Origin of the sequence: Bradyrhizobium sp. Gha (genome assembly GCF_900113735.1) — a bacterium.
In the GTDB taxonomy this organism is placed as follows: domain Bacteria; phylum Pseudomonadota; class Alphaproteobacteria; order Rhizobiales; family Xanthobacteraceae; genus Bradyrhizobium.
This window is the reverse complement of sequence record NZ_FOQM01000003.1, coordinates 121,527-136,636: the sequence shown is the minus strand read 5'-3', so window position 1 is coordinate 136,636 and position 15,110 is coordinate 121,527. Positions and strand designations below refer to the sequence as shown.

The following is a 15,110-nucleotide window of genomic DNA, read 5'->3' as shown; positions in this document are numbered from 1 at the left end:
CTTCTCGGAGCCCGCAGGTTCGACCGTCTCGCCGCCCATAGCAGGAAGGGCCAATGAAGCCAGAGAACTGGATCGCCATTTACGCCGCAATTGTCGGCACCGCAGCCCTTATCCTGAACTTTCGCGCGTGGTTTGAGAAGCGAGTGAGGCTGAACTTATATTTGATCGCAGACGCCGTTCTCATCGGCGACAACCAAGAGGAGGATGAGAAGGGCCTAATGGCCGTGACCGTTATCAATCGAGGCGGCCAGACGACCACGTTAACTCACCTCGTCGTTCTGCGATTTGACAATCGATGGAAGCGATGGCGAGTGAGGCCTTCCAAAAGCTACTTCATCCCAAATCCGCGGGTCGGTGGCACAGGCACAATCCCGTTTGAGCTTGAGCCCGGCAAGAAATGGATGGGGGCCGCACGCTCTCGACCAGACGTAGTGACCGACGTCCGCGACGGCAGCTACTACATCGGAGTGTACGCGACGCACCGAGATCGGCCGTACCTCATCCATATCCCGAAACCTCGTTCTAAGTTGCCATCCGGCACAAAAACGCTGCCCCAGTAAGTCGCACATCTGTTTTTTACACTGGCCATCCACCCAGCGAGCTGCCGATTGATTTTGCTTGGCAATTCCCGTTATTGACTTTCGCGCAAGGGGAGAAGGAAGTGGAGCGCGTGACTAGCTCTCAGTCACTTCACCACCCGCGCCGCCTCCAGCAACCGCTCGCTTGCGCTCGCCGTGGCCAGCATTGTGCCGTCTTCCGCCATCAACTTCGCTTCGACGAACGCGATCGTCTTGCCGAGCTGCGTCACCTTGGCTTCGCCGATGATCGGTCCGGGCTTTGCAGGGCCGAGAAAGTTCACCGTCATGCTGATGGTCGTGGTGTAGAGCCGGCCCTCGCTCATCACCAGCACGGCCGGGCCCATCGTGTCATCGAGCATGGCGGAAAGCATGCCGCCCTGGATGAAGCCGGCCGGGTTGCAGAACTCAGGCTTGCCCTCGAAGCCGAGCCTGATCCAGCCGTCCTCGGGACGGGCATCGAGCAGGCGCCATCCGAGCAGCTCGGCGCAGGGCGGCCTCTTGAAATTGTCGAGCGCAGTCTTGACCATTGGCAGCCTCCGTTTCGCGCGCTAATAGCGCAGCGCTGCTGCCAGCGTGTTGTCAGGACGATCGGCCCGACGACAGCGCGTGCGCAATCACCTTGCGCATGACGTTGGGCAGCGCCTCATCCGCCAACGTCGCGATCGGCACCCAGCGCATGCCCTTGGGCGCGCGCGTGCGCGCTCCGGCCTTCGCGGTGTAGACCACGAGCTCCAGCGGGAAATGCGTGAAGACGTGGGTGACCACGCCGAGCTTGCGCTGCCAGCGCGACAATCCCTTCAGTTCAGGCGCCTGCTGTTTTGCCGCCGCGTCATCTTGTTCGGCGCGCCATTCCGAGCCGGGTACTTCCGTCATGCCACCGAGCAAGCCCTTTTCAGGCCTCGAGCGGACCAGCAGCTCGTCGCCGCGCGTGACGACGAAGGCGGCGCCACGCCGCAACGTTCCGCTCTTCTTCGGCGCCTTGCGTGGAAACGTCTCCTGCGTTCCCAGCGCGCGCGCCGTACAATCATCAGTGAACGGACACAACGCGCAGGCGGGCTTCTTCGGCGTGCAGATCGAGGCGCCCAGATCCATCAGCGCCTGCGCACTGTCGCCGGCGCGGGAGTTCGCCAGCAGCGTCGCCGCCAATTGCCGGATCAGTGGCTTGGCCTGCGGCAGCTCTTGCTCGACCGCAAACAGGCGCGACACCACCCGCTCGATATTGCCGTCGACAGGCATGGTGTGGCGATCGAACGCGATCGCCGCAATCGCTGCCGCGGTGTAAGGACCGATGCCCGGTAGCGCACGCAGCCCCTCCTCCGTATCGGGAAAGACACCGCCATGCTCGCGCGTCACCGCCACCGCACAGGCATAGAGATTGCGCGCGCGCGAATAATAGCCGAGCCCGGCCCACATCCGCAGCACGTCATCCTGCGAGGCGTTTCCCAACGCCGTCACCTCGGGCCAGCGCGCGAGGAATTTTTCGAAGTAAGGGCCGACCGCCTTCACCGTGGTCTGCTGGAGCATGATTTCGGAGAGCCAGACGCGGTAGGGATCGGACGTTTCGCCGGGCGCCGCGCGCCAGGGGAGCTTGCGGCGATGACGGTCGTACCAGGCGAGCAGCAGTGTGGGGCGGGCCGAAACGACCGACAGAACTGGTTCCGACGTGGCCTTGAGGGCGGATTTCGGGCTCATGCCGTCAGTGTAGCGACCTGACACCGATCTCTCCACGTCAGGCCCGCGCTTGTCGCGGGCATCCACGCCTTTCTTCGCAGGAAGAACGTGGATGGGGGCGAAGCGCATGCCGCCAGAGCGCTAAAGTGCTATAAGGGCCCATGTCCAAATTCGGCCCCATCTTCAAACCTGGCCCTATCAGCGCCAAGCCGCTCGGGACCCTGCTCAACGACGTCTTTGCCGAGGCCTACGCCAAGCAGGGGTTTGCCGCGCGCGAGCTGGTGACGCGGTGGGAGCAGATTGCGGGACCGGAGATTGCCGCCCATGCCGAGCCGCTGAAGATGCAATGGCCCCGGCCGGTCGAGGGCCAGCCGCAGGAGCCGGCGACGCTGGTGCTGCGGGTCGAGGGCCCGATGGCGCTGGAGATCCAGCATTCGGCCGACGTGATCCTGGAGCGGGTCAACCGCTTCTTCGGCTGGAGCGCCGTCGGCAAGCTCGCCTTCCGCCAGGCCCCGCTGTCGCGTGCCCGGCGCCCGGTGCGGCCTGGCCCGCCGGACCCCAAGGCCGTCGCCAAGGTGGCGGAAAGCCTTGGGGCCATCGAAGATGAAGAACTGAAGACGGCGCTGGCGCGGCTCGGAGCCGCCATCAAGCGAAATTGAGCCTCATTCCCTGGCTAATCTGGACCCGTCCTTGCCGCTCGCCATTGCCTCAAATCTCGTTTCAAGCTAGCGACAGGCCGTCCGGATGGGAACTTCGGGCAAAGACCAGCCAATTCGGGAGCCGACCTTGATCATCACCCGCCGCGCCTTCACCACGATGCTGTCGCTGACCGGTCTTGCCGCGCTCGCCGGGCTCTCGCCGCTGCGGTTCATCTCGGAAGCAATGGCGCAGTCCGCGGCCGATGTTGCCAAGCCGGTGTCGCTCCCCGACATGGCGCTGGGTCCGAAGGACGCCGCCGTCACCATCACCGAATACGCCTCGATGACCTGCCCGCACTGCGCGGCCTTCAATGAGCAAGTGTTCCCCAAGATCAAGTCGGAATACATCGACACCGGCAAGATCCGTTACGTCTTCCGCGAGTTCCCGCTCGACATCAAAGCGGCCGCCGGCTCGATGCTGTCGCGCTGCATCGCCAAGGACGACGCGGCCAAGTACTTCGCCGTGACCGACATGCTGTTCCGCCAGCAGAGCGACTGGGTGGTGAAGAACACCACGGAGACGCTGACGCGGATCGGCAAGCAGGCCGGCCTCACCCAGCCGCAGGTCGAAGCCTGCCTGAAGGACCAGTCGCTGCTCGACAAGATCGCCGCCGACCAGAAATATGCCAGCGACGTGTTGAAGGTCGATTCGACGCCGACCTTCTTCATCAACGGCGAGAAGATCAAGGGCGAGGCCTCGTTCGAGGAGTTCGCGAAGAAGATCAACCCGCTGCTGAAGAGCTGATTCGCTCGTCAAGATCCTGATTCGCATCTCGAAAGCCGTATCTTTCCCCGCATAAATCCCTTGGGAAAAGCGGCTTTCGCAGGTTGCCCTCGCGGCACACCGCGGCCATTGTCCGCCGCATGAGGCGCCCCGCGCGACTCGCCCAGATAGCGACATTGCCTTCCATGGTATTGTCCGGGCAAGGGGATTCGCGCCTGCCAACAGAGATGCGTGCTTATGAAAATCACCCGCCTGCGCCTTCACGGCTTCAAGTCTTTCGTTGAGCCCACGGACTTCGTCATCGAGCCCGGCTTGACCGGCGTGGTCGGGCCCAACGGTTGCGGCAAGTCGAACCTCGTCGAGGCGTTGCGCTGGGCGATGGGCGAAACCTCGTACAAGAGCTTGCGCGCGGCCGACATGGACGCGGTGATCTTCGCGGGCTCCGGCAACCGTCCGGCGCGCAACTACGCCGAAGTGACGATGACGATCGACAATGCCGATCGCACCGCGCCTGCGGCGATGAACGACAGCCAGCTGCTTGAAATCTCCCGCCGCATCGAGCGCGAAGCGGGCTCGGTGTACCGCATCAACGGCCGCGACGTGCGCGCCCGCGATGTGCAGATCCTGTTCGCGGATGCCGCGACCGGTGCACGTTCGCCGGCCCTGGTCCACCAGGGCAAGATCGGCGAGATCATTCAAGCCAAGCCCGAGCAGCGCCGCCGCGTGCTGGAAGACGCTGCCGGCGTTGCCGGCCTGCACGCCCGCCGCCACGAGGCCGAGCTGCGGCTGAAGGCGGCCGAGACAAACCTCACCCGCGTCGAGGACGTGATCGGCCAGCTCTCCGGCCAAATGGAAGGCCTGAAGAAACAGGCCCGCCAGGCCGTGCGCTATCGCGAAGTCGCGGCCAAGGTCCGCAAGGCCGAAGCCACGCTGTTCCATTTGCGCTGGATCGGCGCCCATGCCGACGTCAATGAATCCGGCCAGACCCACGATCTCGCCGTGCGCGAGATGGCTGAGCGCACCCAGCACCAGGCTGAAGCTGCGCGCATCCAGGCGATCCGCGCCGCTGAAATGCCGGCGCTGCGCGATGCCGAAGCGCGCGCCGCCGCCGGTCTTCAGCGCCTGACCAATGCCCGCGAGCTGCTCGATCGCGAGGAAGAGCGCGCCAAGGAGCGCGTCGCCGAGCTCGAGCGGCGCCTCGCCCAGTTCGAAGGCGACATTTCTCGTGCTCAGCAACAAACCATGGACGCCGACGTCGCGCTGCAGCGGCTCGACACGGAGGACGCCGAGCTCAAGGAAGAGATCAAATCGCGCGTCGAGAAGCGCTCCGGCGTCGACGAGCGCGTCGGCGAAGCCGAGGCCGTGCTGAGCGAGACCGAGCAGCAATTCGCCGAGCTCACCACCGCGCTCGCCGACCTCACGGCCAAGCGCAATCAGCTGGAGGCCAACGTCCGCACCCACCGCGACAAGCTCGCCCGTCTCGACCAGGAGATCGCGAATGTCAGCGCCGAAGAGCAGAAGCTCGCGGCCGACACCGGCGGCTTTGGTGACCTCGACGAGCTGACCGCCATGGTCGAGACCGCCGAGCAGACCCTTGCGGCATCGGAAGCCGCGGCCCAGGCAAGCGAAGCGGCGCATGTCGCCGCACGGCAGACGCTGGAATCCTCGCGCTCGCCGCTGGTCGAAGCCGACAAGCGCGTGCAGCGGCTCGACACCGAAGCGCGCACGATCTCCAAGATCGTCAACGGCGAGACCAAGAATCTGTGGCCGCCGATCATCGACGGCATCACCGTCGACAAGGGTTTTGAAAAGGCGATCGGCGCCGCTCTCGGCGACGACCTCGACGCGCCCGTCGATCCCTCGGCGCCGATGCGCTGGACCAATGCCGGCGTCACCGACGGCGATCCGGAGCTGCCCGAAGGCGTCACCCCGCTCGCAAACCACGTGCAGGCGCCGGCCGAGCTGACACGCCGCCTGGCGCAGATCGGCGTGGTGCCGCGCGAGCGCGGTGCCGAGCTGGTTCCGCAGCTCAAGACCGGCCAGCGGCTGGTCTCGCCGGAGGGCGACGTCTGGCGCTGGGACGGCTTTGTCGCCGCCGCCCACGCCCCGACCGGGGCCGCACGGCGCCTTGCCGAACGCGCCCGCCTCGTCGACATCGAGAACGAGCTGGAGCAGGCCCGCATCGACGCGCAGATCAAGCGTCAGGCGCTTGAAAATGCCGAGTCCGAATTGCAGATGGCCGCCAGCACCGAAGGTGCGTCCCGCGAAGCCTGGCGCGCCGCGCAGCGCGAGCTGAACGTCGCGCGCGAGCGCCATGCCACCGCGGAGCGCGAGATCAGCCGTCATGCCGCGCGCAAGGCGACGCTGTCGGAAGCGCATAGCCGCCTCGCCGCCGACCGGGCCGAAGCCGAGGCTGCCTATGAATACGCCGAGGCCGGCATCAGCGAGCTGCCCTCGAGCGAGGACACCGAAACCCGTCTCGCCGCCGTCCGCAGCGACATCGAAGGCCAGCGCCGCATCGCAGCCCAGGTCCGCGCCGAAGCGCAGGCCCTGGCGCGCGAGGCCGAGCTGGCCGACCGCCGTGTCCAGGCGATCCTCGCCGAGCGCACCGAGTGGCAGAACCGCAAGGAAAGCGCGGCCTCCCACATCGACACCATCCAGGCGCGTATCGCCGAGCTCACGATCGAGCGCAGCGAACTCGAAAACGCGCCCGCTGTGTTTGCTGAAAAGCGCAGCGCGCTGATCACCGAGATCGAATACGCCGAGAACGACCGCCGCATGGCCGCCGACGCGCTCGCCACTGCGGAGACCGCGATGGCCGAGACCGATCGCGTCGCCAAGCTGACGCTCGAAGCGCTCTCCAGCTCCCGCGAGGCCACGGCCCGCGCCGAGGAGCGCATGGAAGGCGCGCGGCGCCGGCTCGAGGACATCGAGCGCGAGATCCGCGACATGCTGGAAGTCGAGCCGCAGGCGGTCGCCGGCCTCGCCGAGATCGAGCCGGGCGCGGAGCTGCCGCCGCTGCATGACATCGAGGAAGACCTCGAAAAGATGCGCCGCGACCGCGAGCGCCTGGGCGCCGTCAATTTGCGCGCCGAGGAAGAGCTCCGGGAGGTCGAGACCCAGCACACCGGCCTGGTCACCGAGCGTGATGACCTGGTCGAGGCCATCAAGCGGCTGCGCCAGGGCATCCAGAGCCTCAACAAGGAGGCGCGCGAGCGGCTGCTGACCTCGTTCGAGGTCGTCAACAACCACTTCAAGCGCCTGTTCGTCGAGCTGTTCGGCGGCGGCGAGGCCGCGCTGCATCTGATCGAGAGCGACGATCCGCTCGAAGCCGGTCTCGAAATCATCGCCAAGCCGCCGGGCAAGAAGCCGCAGACGCTGTCGCTGCTTTCGGGCGGTGAGCAGGCCCTGACCGCGATGGCGCTGATCTTCGCGGTGTTCTTGACCAACCCCTCGCCGATCTGCGTGCTGGACGAAGTCGACGCGCCGCTCGACGACCACAACGTCGAACGGTACTGCAACCTGCTGCACGAGATGACCAGCTCGACCGACACGCGCTTCGTCATCATCACGCACAACCCGATCACGATGGCGCGGATGAACCGGCTGTTCGGCGTCACCATGGCCGAGCGCGGCGTCTCCCAGCTCGTCTCGGTGAGCCTGTCCGAGGCGGTGGACATTCTCGACCAGAACGTGGCGTGACGCTGCGGTCGTTCCACACCCATTGACGTCATCATCCGCGAAGGCGGATGATCCAGGACGCCGCGGCACCTCGGTCGACGGCGCTGTCTCGGAGTACTGGATGCCCCGCCTTCGCGGGGCATGACTGCGGATGATGATCGCACCCACCCTCCCCACCGAACTCAAGGCCGCGCTCGACGCCAGGCTGCAGGGTTTTTCGCGCAACGACGCCGCGCAGCGCTCGCAGAAAATCTCGACCACCTATCGCGCCGGTGGCGGCTCCGGCACGATCAAGTCCGAAGCTGATGCCCTCGCTTATGCGCTGGCGCGGATGCCGGCAACCTACGCCGCCGTCGCCGCAAGCCTGAGCGCGTTCGCCGAAATCGCGCCAGGCTTCGCTCCGGAAACCCTGCTCGACGTCGGCGCGGGTCCGGGCACCGCAAGCTGGGCTGCCGCAGAGGCCTTTACGTCACTGCGGGATTTCACCCTGCTCGACGCCAACGCCACACTGAGCCGGCTCGCGCTCGAACTCGCGCAGGACAGCACGCGCCTGTCGGATTGCCGCTATCTGCCCGGCGATGCGGTCACGAACCTCGCCGAGGCCTCGCAAGCCGATCTCGTCGTCGCGAGCTACGTCATCGGCGAGCTCGGCGAGAGCGACCAGCGCAAGCTCGCGGAGACAATGTGGGCCAAAGCGCGTCACGCGCTGGTCGTGATCGAGCCCGGCACGCCCGCCGGCTATGCCCGCATCCTCGCGCTGCGTCAGCACCTGATCGCGGCAGGCGCCCATGTCGCCGCGCCCTGCCCGCACGAAAAGCCCTGCCCGCTCGTCGCGCCCGACTGGTGCCATTTCAATCAACGCCTGCCGCGCTCGCAAGCGCATCGCCAGATCAAGGGCGCCGAGGTGCCGTTCGAGGACGAGCGCTTCATCTATGTCGCGCTGACCCGCTCCCCACCGGCAATCCGCGCCGCACGCGTGCTGGCGCCGCCCGATGTCGGCAAGGCCGAGATCACGGCAAAACTCTGCACTCGCCACGGTGTCGAACTCGCCAAGATCCCGCGGCGCGACAAGGCCGCTTACGCGGGCGCCCGGCGGTGGCGCTGGGGCGACGCCGTCCGGTCCGAAAGTTAACCTCGTTGCCCGCTGTTCCCTTGAACTCGGATGGCTCCCGATCCGACCAAGTCTTACCTTCCCTCCCCGCGGGGCTCTTCCCGGGCCCGTTTTAGTTTAGGCTGTCCGCTCCAATTTCCTTCCAGGAGTTCTCCATGTCGACCGGCTGGATCGTTCTCGGCGTCATCGTCGTCCTCGTGCTGTTCGCCTTCAGCGCCTACAACCGGCTGGTGGCGCTGGGACAGCGCGTCGGCCAGGCCTTTGCCGATGTCGACGTCCAGCTCAAGCAGCGTCATGACCTGATCCCGAACCTGGTCGAGACCGTCAAGGGTTATGCCGCGCACGAGCGCGGCACGCTCGACGACGTCATCAAGGCGCGCAATTCGGCGATGTCGGCACAAGGGCCGGCGCAGGTGTCCGCCGCGGAGAACCAGCTCTCCGGTGCGCTGGGACGGCTGATCGCGCTGTCGGAGGCCTATCCCGACCTCAAGGCCAACGCCAATTTCCAGCAGCTCGCATCCGAGCTCTCCGACCTCGAGAACAAGATCGCGGCGAGCCGCCGTTTCTTCAACAACGCTGTCCAGGAATACAACACCGGCATCCAGCAGATGCCGGCTGCCCTGTTCGCCGGCATGTTCGGCTTCACCAGGAACGACTTCTTCGATCTCGGCGCCAGCCGCACCGAAGTCGAGGCTGCGCCCCAGGTGAAATTCTGATCTGAGCCGATCGGCCGGCAGGACAACGCGTCATGGCCGCGTATGGTCTCTACACGCACATCGCCTCGAACAAGTTTCGTTCGATGCTGCTGCTCGCCGGCCTGTTCGCGCTGGTCTATGTGCTGGTTTATGCCGGCGCATTGGTCGCCGAGGTCGTCATCAACGGCAACCAGACCGCCGCCTATTATCTGAGCCGCGCCTTCCACGACCTCTTCGTCGCCTTCCCCTTTGCGACCGCTGGCGCGATCGCCTGGATCGTCATTGCCTATTTCTTCCACCAGTCGATGATCGACGCGGTGACCGGCGGCCATGACGTCACCAGGCAAGAGGAGCCGCGGCTCTACAATCTGCTGGAAAACCTCTGCATCTCGCGCGGCATCACCATGCCGAAGCTGAAGATCATGGACTCTCCGGCACTGAACGCCTTCGCGACCGGCCTCAATCCGCGGCAATATGCCGTCACCGTCACCACGGGTCTGCTGAAGGCGCTTGATGACCAGGAGATCGAGGCGGTGCTCGGCCACGAGCTCACCCACATCAGGAACGGCGACGTGCAGCTGATGGTGGTCGCCGTGATCATCGCCGGCGTGGTCGGCTTCTTCGGCGAGTTGTTCTTCCGCCTGTTCACCAATCTGAGCTGGAGCTCCGGCGGCGGCTCGCGGTCGTCAGGTTCTTCGCCGTCGTCGCGCTCGTCCTCGTCGTCGAACGACAACAAGAATTCCGGCGGCGGCGCGATCATCGTCATCATCATCGCCGTCGTGCTGATCGTGGTGGCCTGGCTGGTGTCGCAGGTGGTCAAGCTCGCGCTGTCGCGCTCGCGCGAATATCTGGCCGATGCCGGGTCGGTCGAGCTGACCAAGAACCCTGACGCCATGATCTCCGCGCTGCGCAAGATCGAAGGCCGTGGCGAACTGCCCGGCGCGACCTCCGCGGTGATGGAGCTGTGCCTGGACAATCCGCGCGAAGGCTTTTCAGATCTGTTCGCGACCCACCCCTCGGTGCAGTCCCGCGTCGAGGCGCTGGTCAAATTCGCCGGCGGCCATGATCCCGGTCCGCTGCCACCGCCATCCGCGGAGACGGAACAGCCCACCGCGGATCAACCGGAGGCGCAGGCCGATCCGCAAGACGCCCCACCGCCGCTGCCGCAAGGACCGTGGAACGGTGCAGGCGGCCGAGCCACGCCACCGCCCGTCCCCGCGCCGGGTACTTCCGGAACCGCGGCCGGCGATCCCATTGGGAATTCTATGGGACCCTGGGGCCGCCACTGAGCGTCTCGAAGACTACCCTTGGGAAAAACTCCGGGAATCGCAGCAACCGCGTCCGAGAGATTTGAATTCTCCCTTGTTTCTGCCATGTTCGCGCCCAACAGCAGACTCGGGACAATCCTTGGGATGCATCGCTGGAACGTCCTTGGGGCATTCCTTGAGACATCGATTTGGGGCCCGGCCGATTGCGACCTCGCGATCGGGGGCGCGTGAGGGGACAGCAATGGCAAAGCCGGCAGTGGTTGTGGTGGGCGCGGACAAGGGCGGGGTCGGCAAGACCACGGTGTCACGTACCTTGCTCGATTATTTTTCCGCCAACAACGTGCCGACGCGCGCCTTCGATACGGAGTCGCCGCGGGGAACGCTGAAGCGCTTCCACCCTGACATCACCGAGATCGTAGACATGACGACGACCGCGGACCAGATGAAGATCTTTGACACGCTCAACGCTGTCAGCCCTTCGGTCACCGTGATCGACGTGCGCGCCGGCCTGCTCTCGCCCGCGCTCGCCTCGCTGCGCGACATCGGCTTCCTCGATGCCGCCAAGGCCGGGCAGATCACTTTCGCCGTGTTCCACATCCTCGGACCCTCGATCGCCTCGCTCGAGGAAATCGCGGAGACGGCCGGCTTCATGTCCGGTGCGAAATATTTCCTGGTGAAGAACTTCATCAACGACACCCAGTTCTTCCAGTGGGACCAGGCGACCTACAATTCCTACTTCCACCGCATCAAGGACGCGACCGAGCTGACCATCCCGAAGCTCAACGAAATGGCCTATGAGCAGGTCGAGGTGTCCTCGGTGCCGTTCCTGAAATTCGTCGCCAACAAGGGCATCCAGGACGAGGCAGCGAACTACTCCTTCGTGCTGCGCGGCTATGTCCGGCACTGGCTGGCCAACGTCTGGAGCGAATTCGACCGCATCCGCCTCACCGACATCGTCGGCTCGAAACCCGTCACCCGCAACAGCGAAAAATAGTTGCGAAGGCCGGGCTGATACGGCTGGATTGGGCGTTGACTTGGCCTGATATAGCAGCCGATGCCAGCGACGCCCGTTTACATCATCTGCTCGCCCCGCCCGCAGGTCGGAAAGACGCTGCTGGCGCGGCTATTGAGTGAATTCCTGCTGCTCAAGAACGGCAACGTCGCCGCCTTCGACGTCAATCTGAAGGAGCCGTCGCTGCTCGATTACCTGCCGAAGGTCACTGAAACCGCTGATGTGATCGATACCTACGGCAAGATGCAGCTGATGGACCGCGTCATCGTCGACGACGGGCTCGCCAAGGTCATCGACCTCGGCTTCCACGCCTTCGACGAGTTCTTCAAGATGACCGACGAGATCGGCCTGCTGAAGGAGGCGGCACGCCGGCATGTCGCACCTCAGATCCTGTTCCTCGCCGATACCGACCGTGTCTCGGCCCGCAGCCACGAAATGCTGCGCGGGCAGATCCCGCGGATGAACCTGATCACCGTCGACAACGAGTTCATCATTCGCGGCGAGCTGCCACCCGCGATGGAAGGCGGCCGGCTGTTCCGCCTGCCCGCGCTGCCCGGCTTCCTCAAAACTTATATCGACCGGCTGAGCTTCTCCTTCACCGGCTATCTGCGCCATGAGAAGGATTCCTCGACCGAGTTGCACCAGTGGATCCGGCGGAATTACCTCGCCTTCCGTGAGCTCGAGCTCAGCCTGATCCTGCAGCGGCCCTGAAGATTTTATCCGGGTGATATATTTACACCGACCGTCCCTCGCCCAGCCTCCAGGCCGCCTGAAGGCCGAGGCGATCTGACGATCGCCACGATTTCTCAATGCCCTTCGAACGTCATCAGCGTGCGCACCGGCACGTCCATGGCGCGCAGCTTGGCGGCGCCGCCGAGGTCGGGCAGGTCGATGATGAAGCAGGCGGCCACGACATTGGCGCCGATCTGGCGCAGCAGCTTCACTGCGCCTTCCGCGGTGCCGCCGGTGGCAATGAGATCGTCGACGAGGATGACGCGCTCGCCGGGCTGGATCGCGTCGATATGCATCTCCATCTCGTCGATGCCGTATTCGAGCGAGTAAGCGATCCGCACGGTGGTGTGCGGCAGCTTGCCCTTCTTGCGGATCGGCACGAAGCCGGCCGAAAGCTGATGCGCCACGGCGCCACCGATGATGAAGCCGCGCGCCTCCATGCCGGCAACCTTGTCGATCTTGTTGCCGGCCCAGGGATTGACCAGCTCGTCGACCGCACGACGGAAGGCGCGCGCATCCGCGAGCAACGTCGTGATGTCGCGGAACATGATTCCCGGCTTGGGATAATCGGCGATGGTGCGGACGCTCGCCTTCAAATCGTGCTCAAAGGTCATTGGTGCCTCTCAATTGACCGGCGCATCCAGCCGGAACGCATTCTCGACAATCCTCAAGCCCACCTCATTGCCGAGCGACATCAGCGATTCCGGGTGGAATTGCACGCCGGCAACCGGCAGGGTCTTGTGCTCCAGCGCCATGGCAACACCGTCCTCGGTGCTGGCGGTGACGTCGAGCACATCAGGCATGCTGTCGCGCTCGACGAAGAGCGAGTGATAGCGGCCGATGACGATCTCGTTCGGCAAATTGCGCATCAGTCGCCCGCCACGCACCTGGACCCGCGAGGGCCTTCCGTGCGCCGGATGCGTGAGCTGGCCGAGCTCGCCGCCGAAATATTCGCCGATCGCCTGCACACCCAGGCACACGCCGAACACCGGCAGCCTGTTCTTCAGCGCCGCGTCGATCGTCTTCTTGATGGCGAAATCCTCAGGACGGCCGGGGCCGGGCGACAGCACCAGCAAATCCCACCTGGTGTGCTCGAGCATCGCGAGCGCATGCACATAGCGGACCACGGTGACGCTGGCGCCGACTTGGCGGAAGTAGTCGGCGAGCATGTGAACGAAGCTGTCGTCGTGATCGATCAGCAGCACCCGCTTGCCCGAACCGGTGGCGTCAGGTGCAAACGCCGACAGCGGTTTCGGCGGATCGCCGCGCAGTGCCTGGAACAGCGCTGCCGCCTTGACCTGGCATTCCCGGTCTTCCGCAGCGGGATCAGAATCGAACAGACAGGTGGCGCCGACGCGGACCTCGGCGAGACCATCCTTCATGCGGATGGTGCGGATGGTGAGACCGGTATTGATGCTGCCGTCGAAGTTCACGGCGCCGATCGCGCCGGCGTACCAGCGCCGCGGCGAACGTTCGTGATCCTCGACGAACTGCATCGCCCAAAGCTTGGGCGCGCCAGTCACCGTCACTGCCCAGGCATGGGTGAGGAAAGCATCAAGGGCGTCGAAGCCGGGGCGCAGCATGCCCTCGACATGATCGACGGTGTGGAAGAGCTTCGAGTAGGTCTCGATCTGCCGTCGCGCCAGCACCTTGATCGTGCCGGGCACACAGACGCGCGCCTTGTCGTTGCGGTCGACGTCCGTGCACATGTTGAGCTCGAACTCGTCCTTCTCCGAGTTCAGCAGCTGGCGGATCTGCTCGGCATCGCCAATTGCATCTGTGCCGCGCGCGATCGTCCCTGAGATCGGGCAGGTCTCGACGCGGCGCCCGTCGGAGCGCACGAACATTTCCGGCGAGGCCGAGACGAGGAATTCGCCATCGCCGAGATTCATCAACGCGCCGTAAGGCGACGGGTTGATGACGCAAAGGCGCTGGAACACTTCGGCCGGCGAGCGCTCGCAGGGCTCGGCGAAGAGCTGGCCCGGCACCGCTTCGAACAGATCGCCGCGGGCAAAGGCCGCGCGCGCGGTCTCGACGGTGGCCTGATATTCGCCGGGCGCGTGATCGGCAAACCCCTGACGTCCCGTCTTCACATATGGGCTCTCGGCCGTCTCGCGCGGCAGGCCTTCGGTCGATTGGCCCTTCCAGGCGAAATCGTAGCTCAGCACCACGCCGCGAGCGGTGGCACGGTCATAGGCGAGCAGACGATCAGGAACGTAGAGCACGATATCGCGCTGGTCGTCCTCGCGCGGGCGCTTCTGCACGAGGTCCTCGATCTGGAACACCAGATCGTAGGCGAAGGCGCCGAACAGCCCGAGCAGCCCGTCATCATTGGCGGAGAAGCTGGCAATGAGATCGCGCACCAGCGACATCACGCTGGCGCGCCGCGTGCGCTGGTCTTCCTCAACCGGCGCTTCGCCGCGAATGATGTGACCGGCCAGGCGCGTGGTCGTTTTCTCGGAGATCACGACACAGGGCTCGCGCAGCACCTCCGCAAGGAAGGCGATCAGCACCTGCCCGCGTTCGTTCAGCGCTTCGAGCTTGAAATTGACGCCTGTGGTCTCGAGCTTGAGTGGCGGGTCGGAGAAACCGAGATCAAAGCTCTCGTAACGGCCCGGTACGGTCGTGCCCGAGGACAGCACCACGCCGCGGCGGCGGTCGAGCAGGTTGACGAGATCGTCGAGCCTGGAGGCGCCACCGGTGAACTGTTCGGCCACGCGGGTGATCGCGAGACCGCCGCGGGTGACGTAGTCGCTTCTGGCCGGGAGGGCAAAGACTGTCCTGTTCATGTCGTCCTCTTACGAAACTTGCCGAGGGAACGCCACACAGGACAAACGATCAGGCCGCCGCGCTGTGCTGGCGACCTCGGACGATTTTGAGAGAATAAATCGCACCGGCCACCTCTTAGGAGGTGCGCCACCAACGACGGAATGGGCGGGC

Annotated in this window: 13 protein-coding genes; 9 read left to right on the top strand and 4 right to left on the bottom strand. The window is 65.2% G+C overall.

The genetic code is table 11. The features are described 5' to 3' along the window. The first annotated feature begins 53 nt into the window (after positions 1-53). The gene (locus BM222_RS06295; RefSeq protein WP_092227424.1) at positions 54-560 is read left to right on the top strand and encodes a hypothetical protein; all 507 of its coding nucleotides are present in this window, start codon (positions 54-56) and stop codon (positions 558-560) included. 125 nt (positions 561-685) lie between these two features. On the opposite strand, the gene BM222_RS06290 is transcribed toward BM222_RS06295, so the two are convergent. Together BM222_RS06290 and mutY are read right to left on the bottom strand one after the other, a co-directional pair. Next, the gene (locus BM222_RS06290; protein WP_092227423.1) at positions 686-1,105 is read right to left on the bottom strand and encodes a PaaI family thioesterase; all 420 of its coding nucleotides are present in this window, start codon (positions 1,103-1,105) and stop codon (positions 686-688) included. 52 nt (positions 1,106-1,157) lie between these two features. Next, entirely contained in the window at positions 1,158-2,270 is a 1,113-nt protein-coding gene (gene mutY / locus BM222_RS06285; RefSeq protein ID WP_092227740.1) for an A/G-specific adenine glycosylase, read from the bottom strand. A 140-nt stretch (positions 2,271-2,410) separates the two neighbouring features. Between mutY and BM222_RS06280 the strand changes: the two genes are divergently transcribed. From BM222_RS06280 to BM222_RS06245, 8 genes are all read left to right on the top strand, one after another. Beyond that, entirely contained in the window at positions 2,411-2,908 is a 498-nt protein-coding gene (locus tag BM222_RS06280; protein WP_092227422.1) for a DUF721 domain-containing protein, read from the top strand. Positions 2,909-3,035: 127 nt separating this feature from the next. Further along, the gene (locus tag BM222_RS06275) at positions 3,036-3,692 is read left to right on the top strand and encodes a DsbA family protein (protein WP_177243039.1); all 657 of its coding nucleotides are present in this window, start codon (positions 3,036-3,038) and stop codon (positions 3,690-3,692) included. A gap of 216 nt (positions 3,693-3,908) precedes the next feature. Continuing rightward, on the top strand, positions 3,909-7,373 hold the full coding sequence (smc, locus tag BM222_RS06270) for a chromosome segregation protein SMC (RefSeq protein ID WP_092227420.1): 3,465 nt from the start codon (positions 3,909-3,911) through the stop codon (positions 7,371-7,373). Positions 7,374-7,503: 130 nt separating this feature from the next. Continuing rightward, positions 7,504-8,484, top strand: a complete 981-nt coding sequence (locus BM222_RS06265) for a small ribosomal subunit Rsm22 family protein (RefSeq protein WP_092227419.1) — start codon at positions 7,504-7,506, stop codon at positions 8,482-8,484. Between the two features lie 134 nt (positions 8,485-8,618). Next, entirely contained in the window at positions 8,619-9,179 is a 561-nt protein-coding gene (locus BM222_RS06260) for a LemA family protein (RefSeq protein ID WP_092227418.1), read from the top strand. Between the two features lie 32 nt (positions 9,180-9,211). Then, a complete protein-coding gene (locus BM222_RS06255; protein ID WP_092227417.1) occupies positions 9,212-10,447 on the top strand; it encodes a M48 family metallopeptidase in 1,236 nt (411 codons plus the stop codon). Between the two features lie 220 nt (positions 10,448-10,667). Continuing rightward, the gene (locus tag BM222_RS06250) at positions 10,668-11,420 is read left to right on the top strand and encodes a P-loop NTPase family protein (RefSeq protein ID WP_092227416.1); all 753 of its coding nucleotides are present in this window, start codon (positions 10,668-10,670) and stop codon (positions 11,418-11,420) included. A gap of 60 nt (positions 11,421-11,480) precedes the next feature. Further along, positions 11,481-12,149: a hypothetical protein gene (locus tag BM222_RS06245; RefSeq protein ID WP_092227415.1), complete on the top strand. Its 669-nt coding sequence runs from the start codon at positions 11,481-11,483 to the stop codon at positions 12,147-12,149. A gap of 95 nt (positions 12,150-12,244) precedes the next feature. On the opposite strand, the gene BM222_RS06240 is transcribed toward BM222_RS06245, so the two are convergent. Beyond that, positions 12,245-12,784 carry an adenine phosphoribosyltransferase gene (locus BM222_RS06240; protein WP_092227414.1) on the bottom strand — a complete coding sequence of 180 codons (540 nt, stop codon included), beginning with the start codon at positions 12,782-12,784 and terminating at the stop codon, positions 12,245-12,247. 9 nt (positions 12,785-12,793) lie between these two features. Continuing rightward, positions 12,794-14,959: an anthranilate synthase component I gene (locus tag BM222_RS06235; RefSeq protein ID WP_092227413.1), complete on the bottom strand. Its 2,166-nt coding sequence runs from the start codon at positions 14,957-14,959 to the stop codon at positions 12,794-12,796. Positions 14,960-15,110 lie beyond the last annotated feature (151 nt).

Coding starts and splice junctions, on each gene's coding strand:
- BM222_RS06295 (WP_092227424.1), top strand. CDS start 54: ATGAAGCCAGAGAACTGGATCGCCATTTACGCCGCAATTGTCGGCACC.
- BM222_RS06290 (WP_092227423.1), bottom strand. CDS start 1,105: ATGGTCAAGACTGCGCTCGACAATTTCAAGAGGCCGCCCTGCGCCGAG.
- mutY (WP_092227740.1), bottom strand. CDS start 2,270: ATGAGCCCGAAATCCGCCCTCAAGGCCACGTCGGAACCAGTTCTGTCG.
- BM222_RS06280 (WP_092227422.1), top strand. CDS start 2,411: ATGTCCAAATTCGGCCCCATCTTCAAACCTGGCCCTATCAGCGCCAAG.
- smc (WP_092227420.1), top strand. CDS start 3,909: ATGAAAATCACCCGCCTGCGCCTTCACGGCTTCAAGTCTTTCGTTGAG.
- BM222_RS06265 (WP_092227419.1), top strand. CDS start 7,504: ATGATGATCGCACCCACCCTCCCCACCGAACTCAAGGCCGCGCTCGAC.
- BM222_RS06260 (WP_092227418.1), top strand. CDS start 8,619: ATGTCGACCGGCTGGATCGTTCTCGGCGTCATCGTCGTCCTCGTGCTG.
- BM222_RS06255 (WP_092227417.1), top strand. CDS start 9,212: ATGGCCGCGTATGGTCTCTACACGCACATCGCCTCGAACAAGTTTCGT.
- BM222_RS06250 (WP_092227416.1), top strand. CDS start 10,668: ATGGCAAAGCCGGCAGTGGTTGTGGTGGGCGCGGACAAGGGCGGGGTC.
- BM222_RS06245 (WP_092227415.1), top strand. CDS start 11,481: ATGCCAGCGACGCCCGTTTACATCATCTGCTCGCCCCGCCCGCAGGTC.
- BM222_RS06240 (WP_092227414.1), bottom strand. CDS start 12,784: ATGACCTTTGAGCACGATTTGAAGGCGAGCGTCCGCACCATCGCCGAT.
- BM222_RS06235 (WP_092227413.1), bottom strand. CDS start 14,959: ATGAACAGGACAGTCTTTGCCCTCCCGGCCAGAAGCGACTACGTCACC.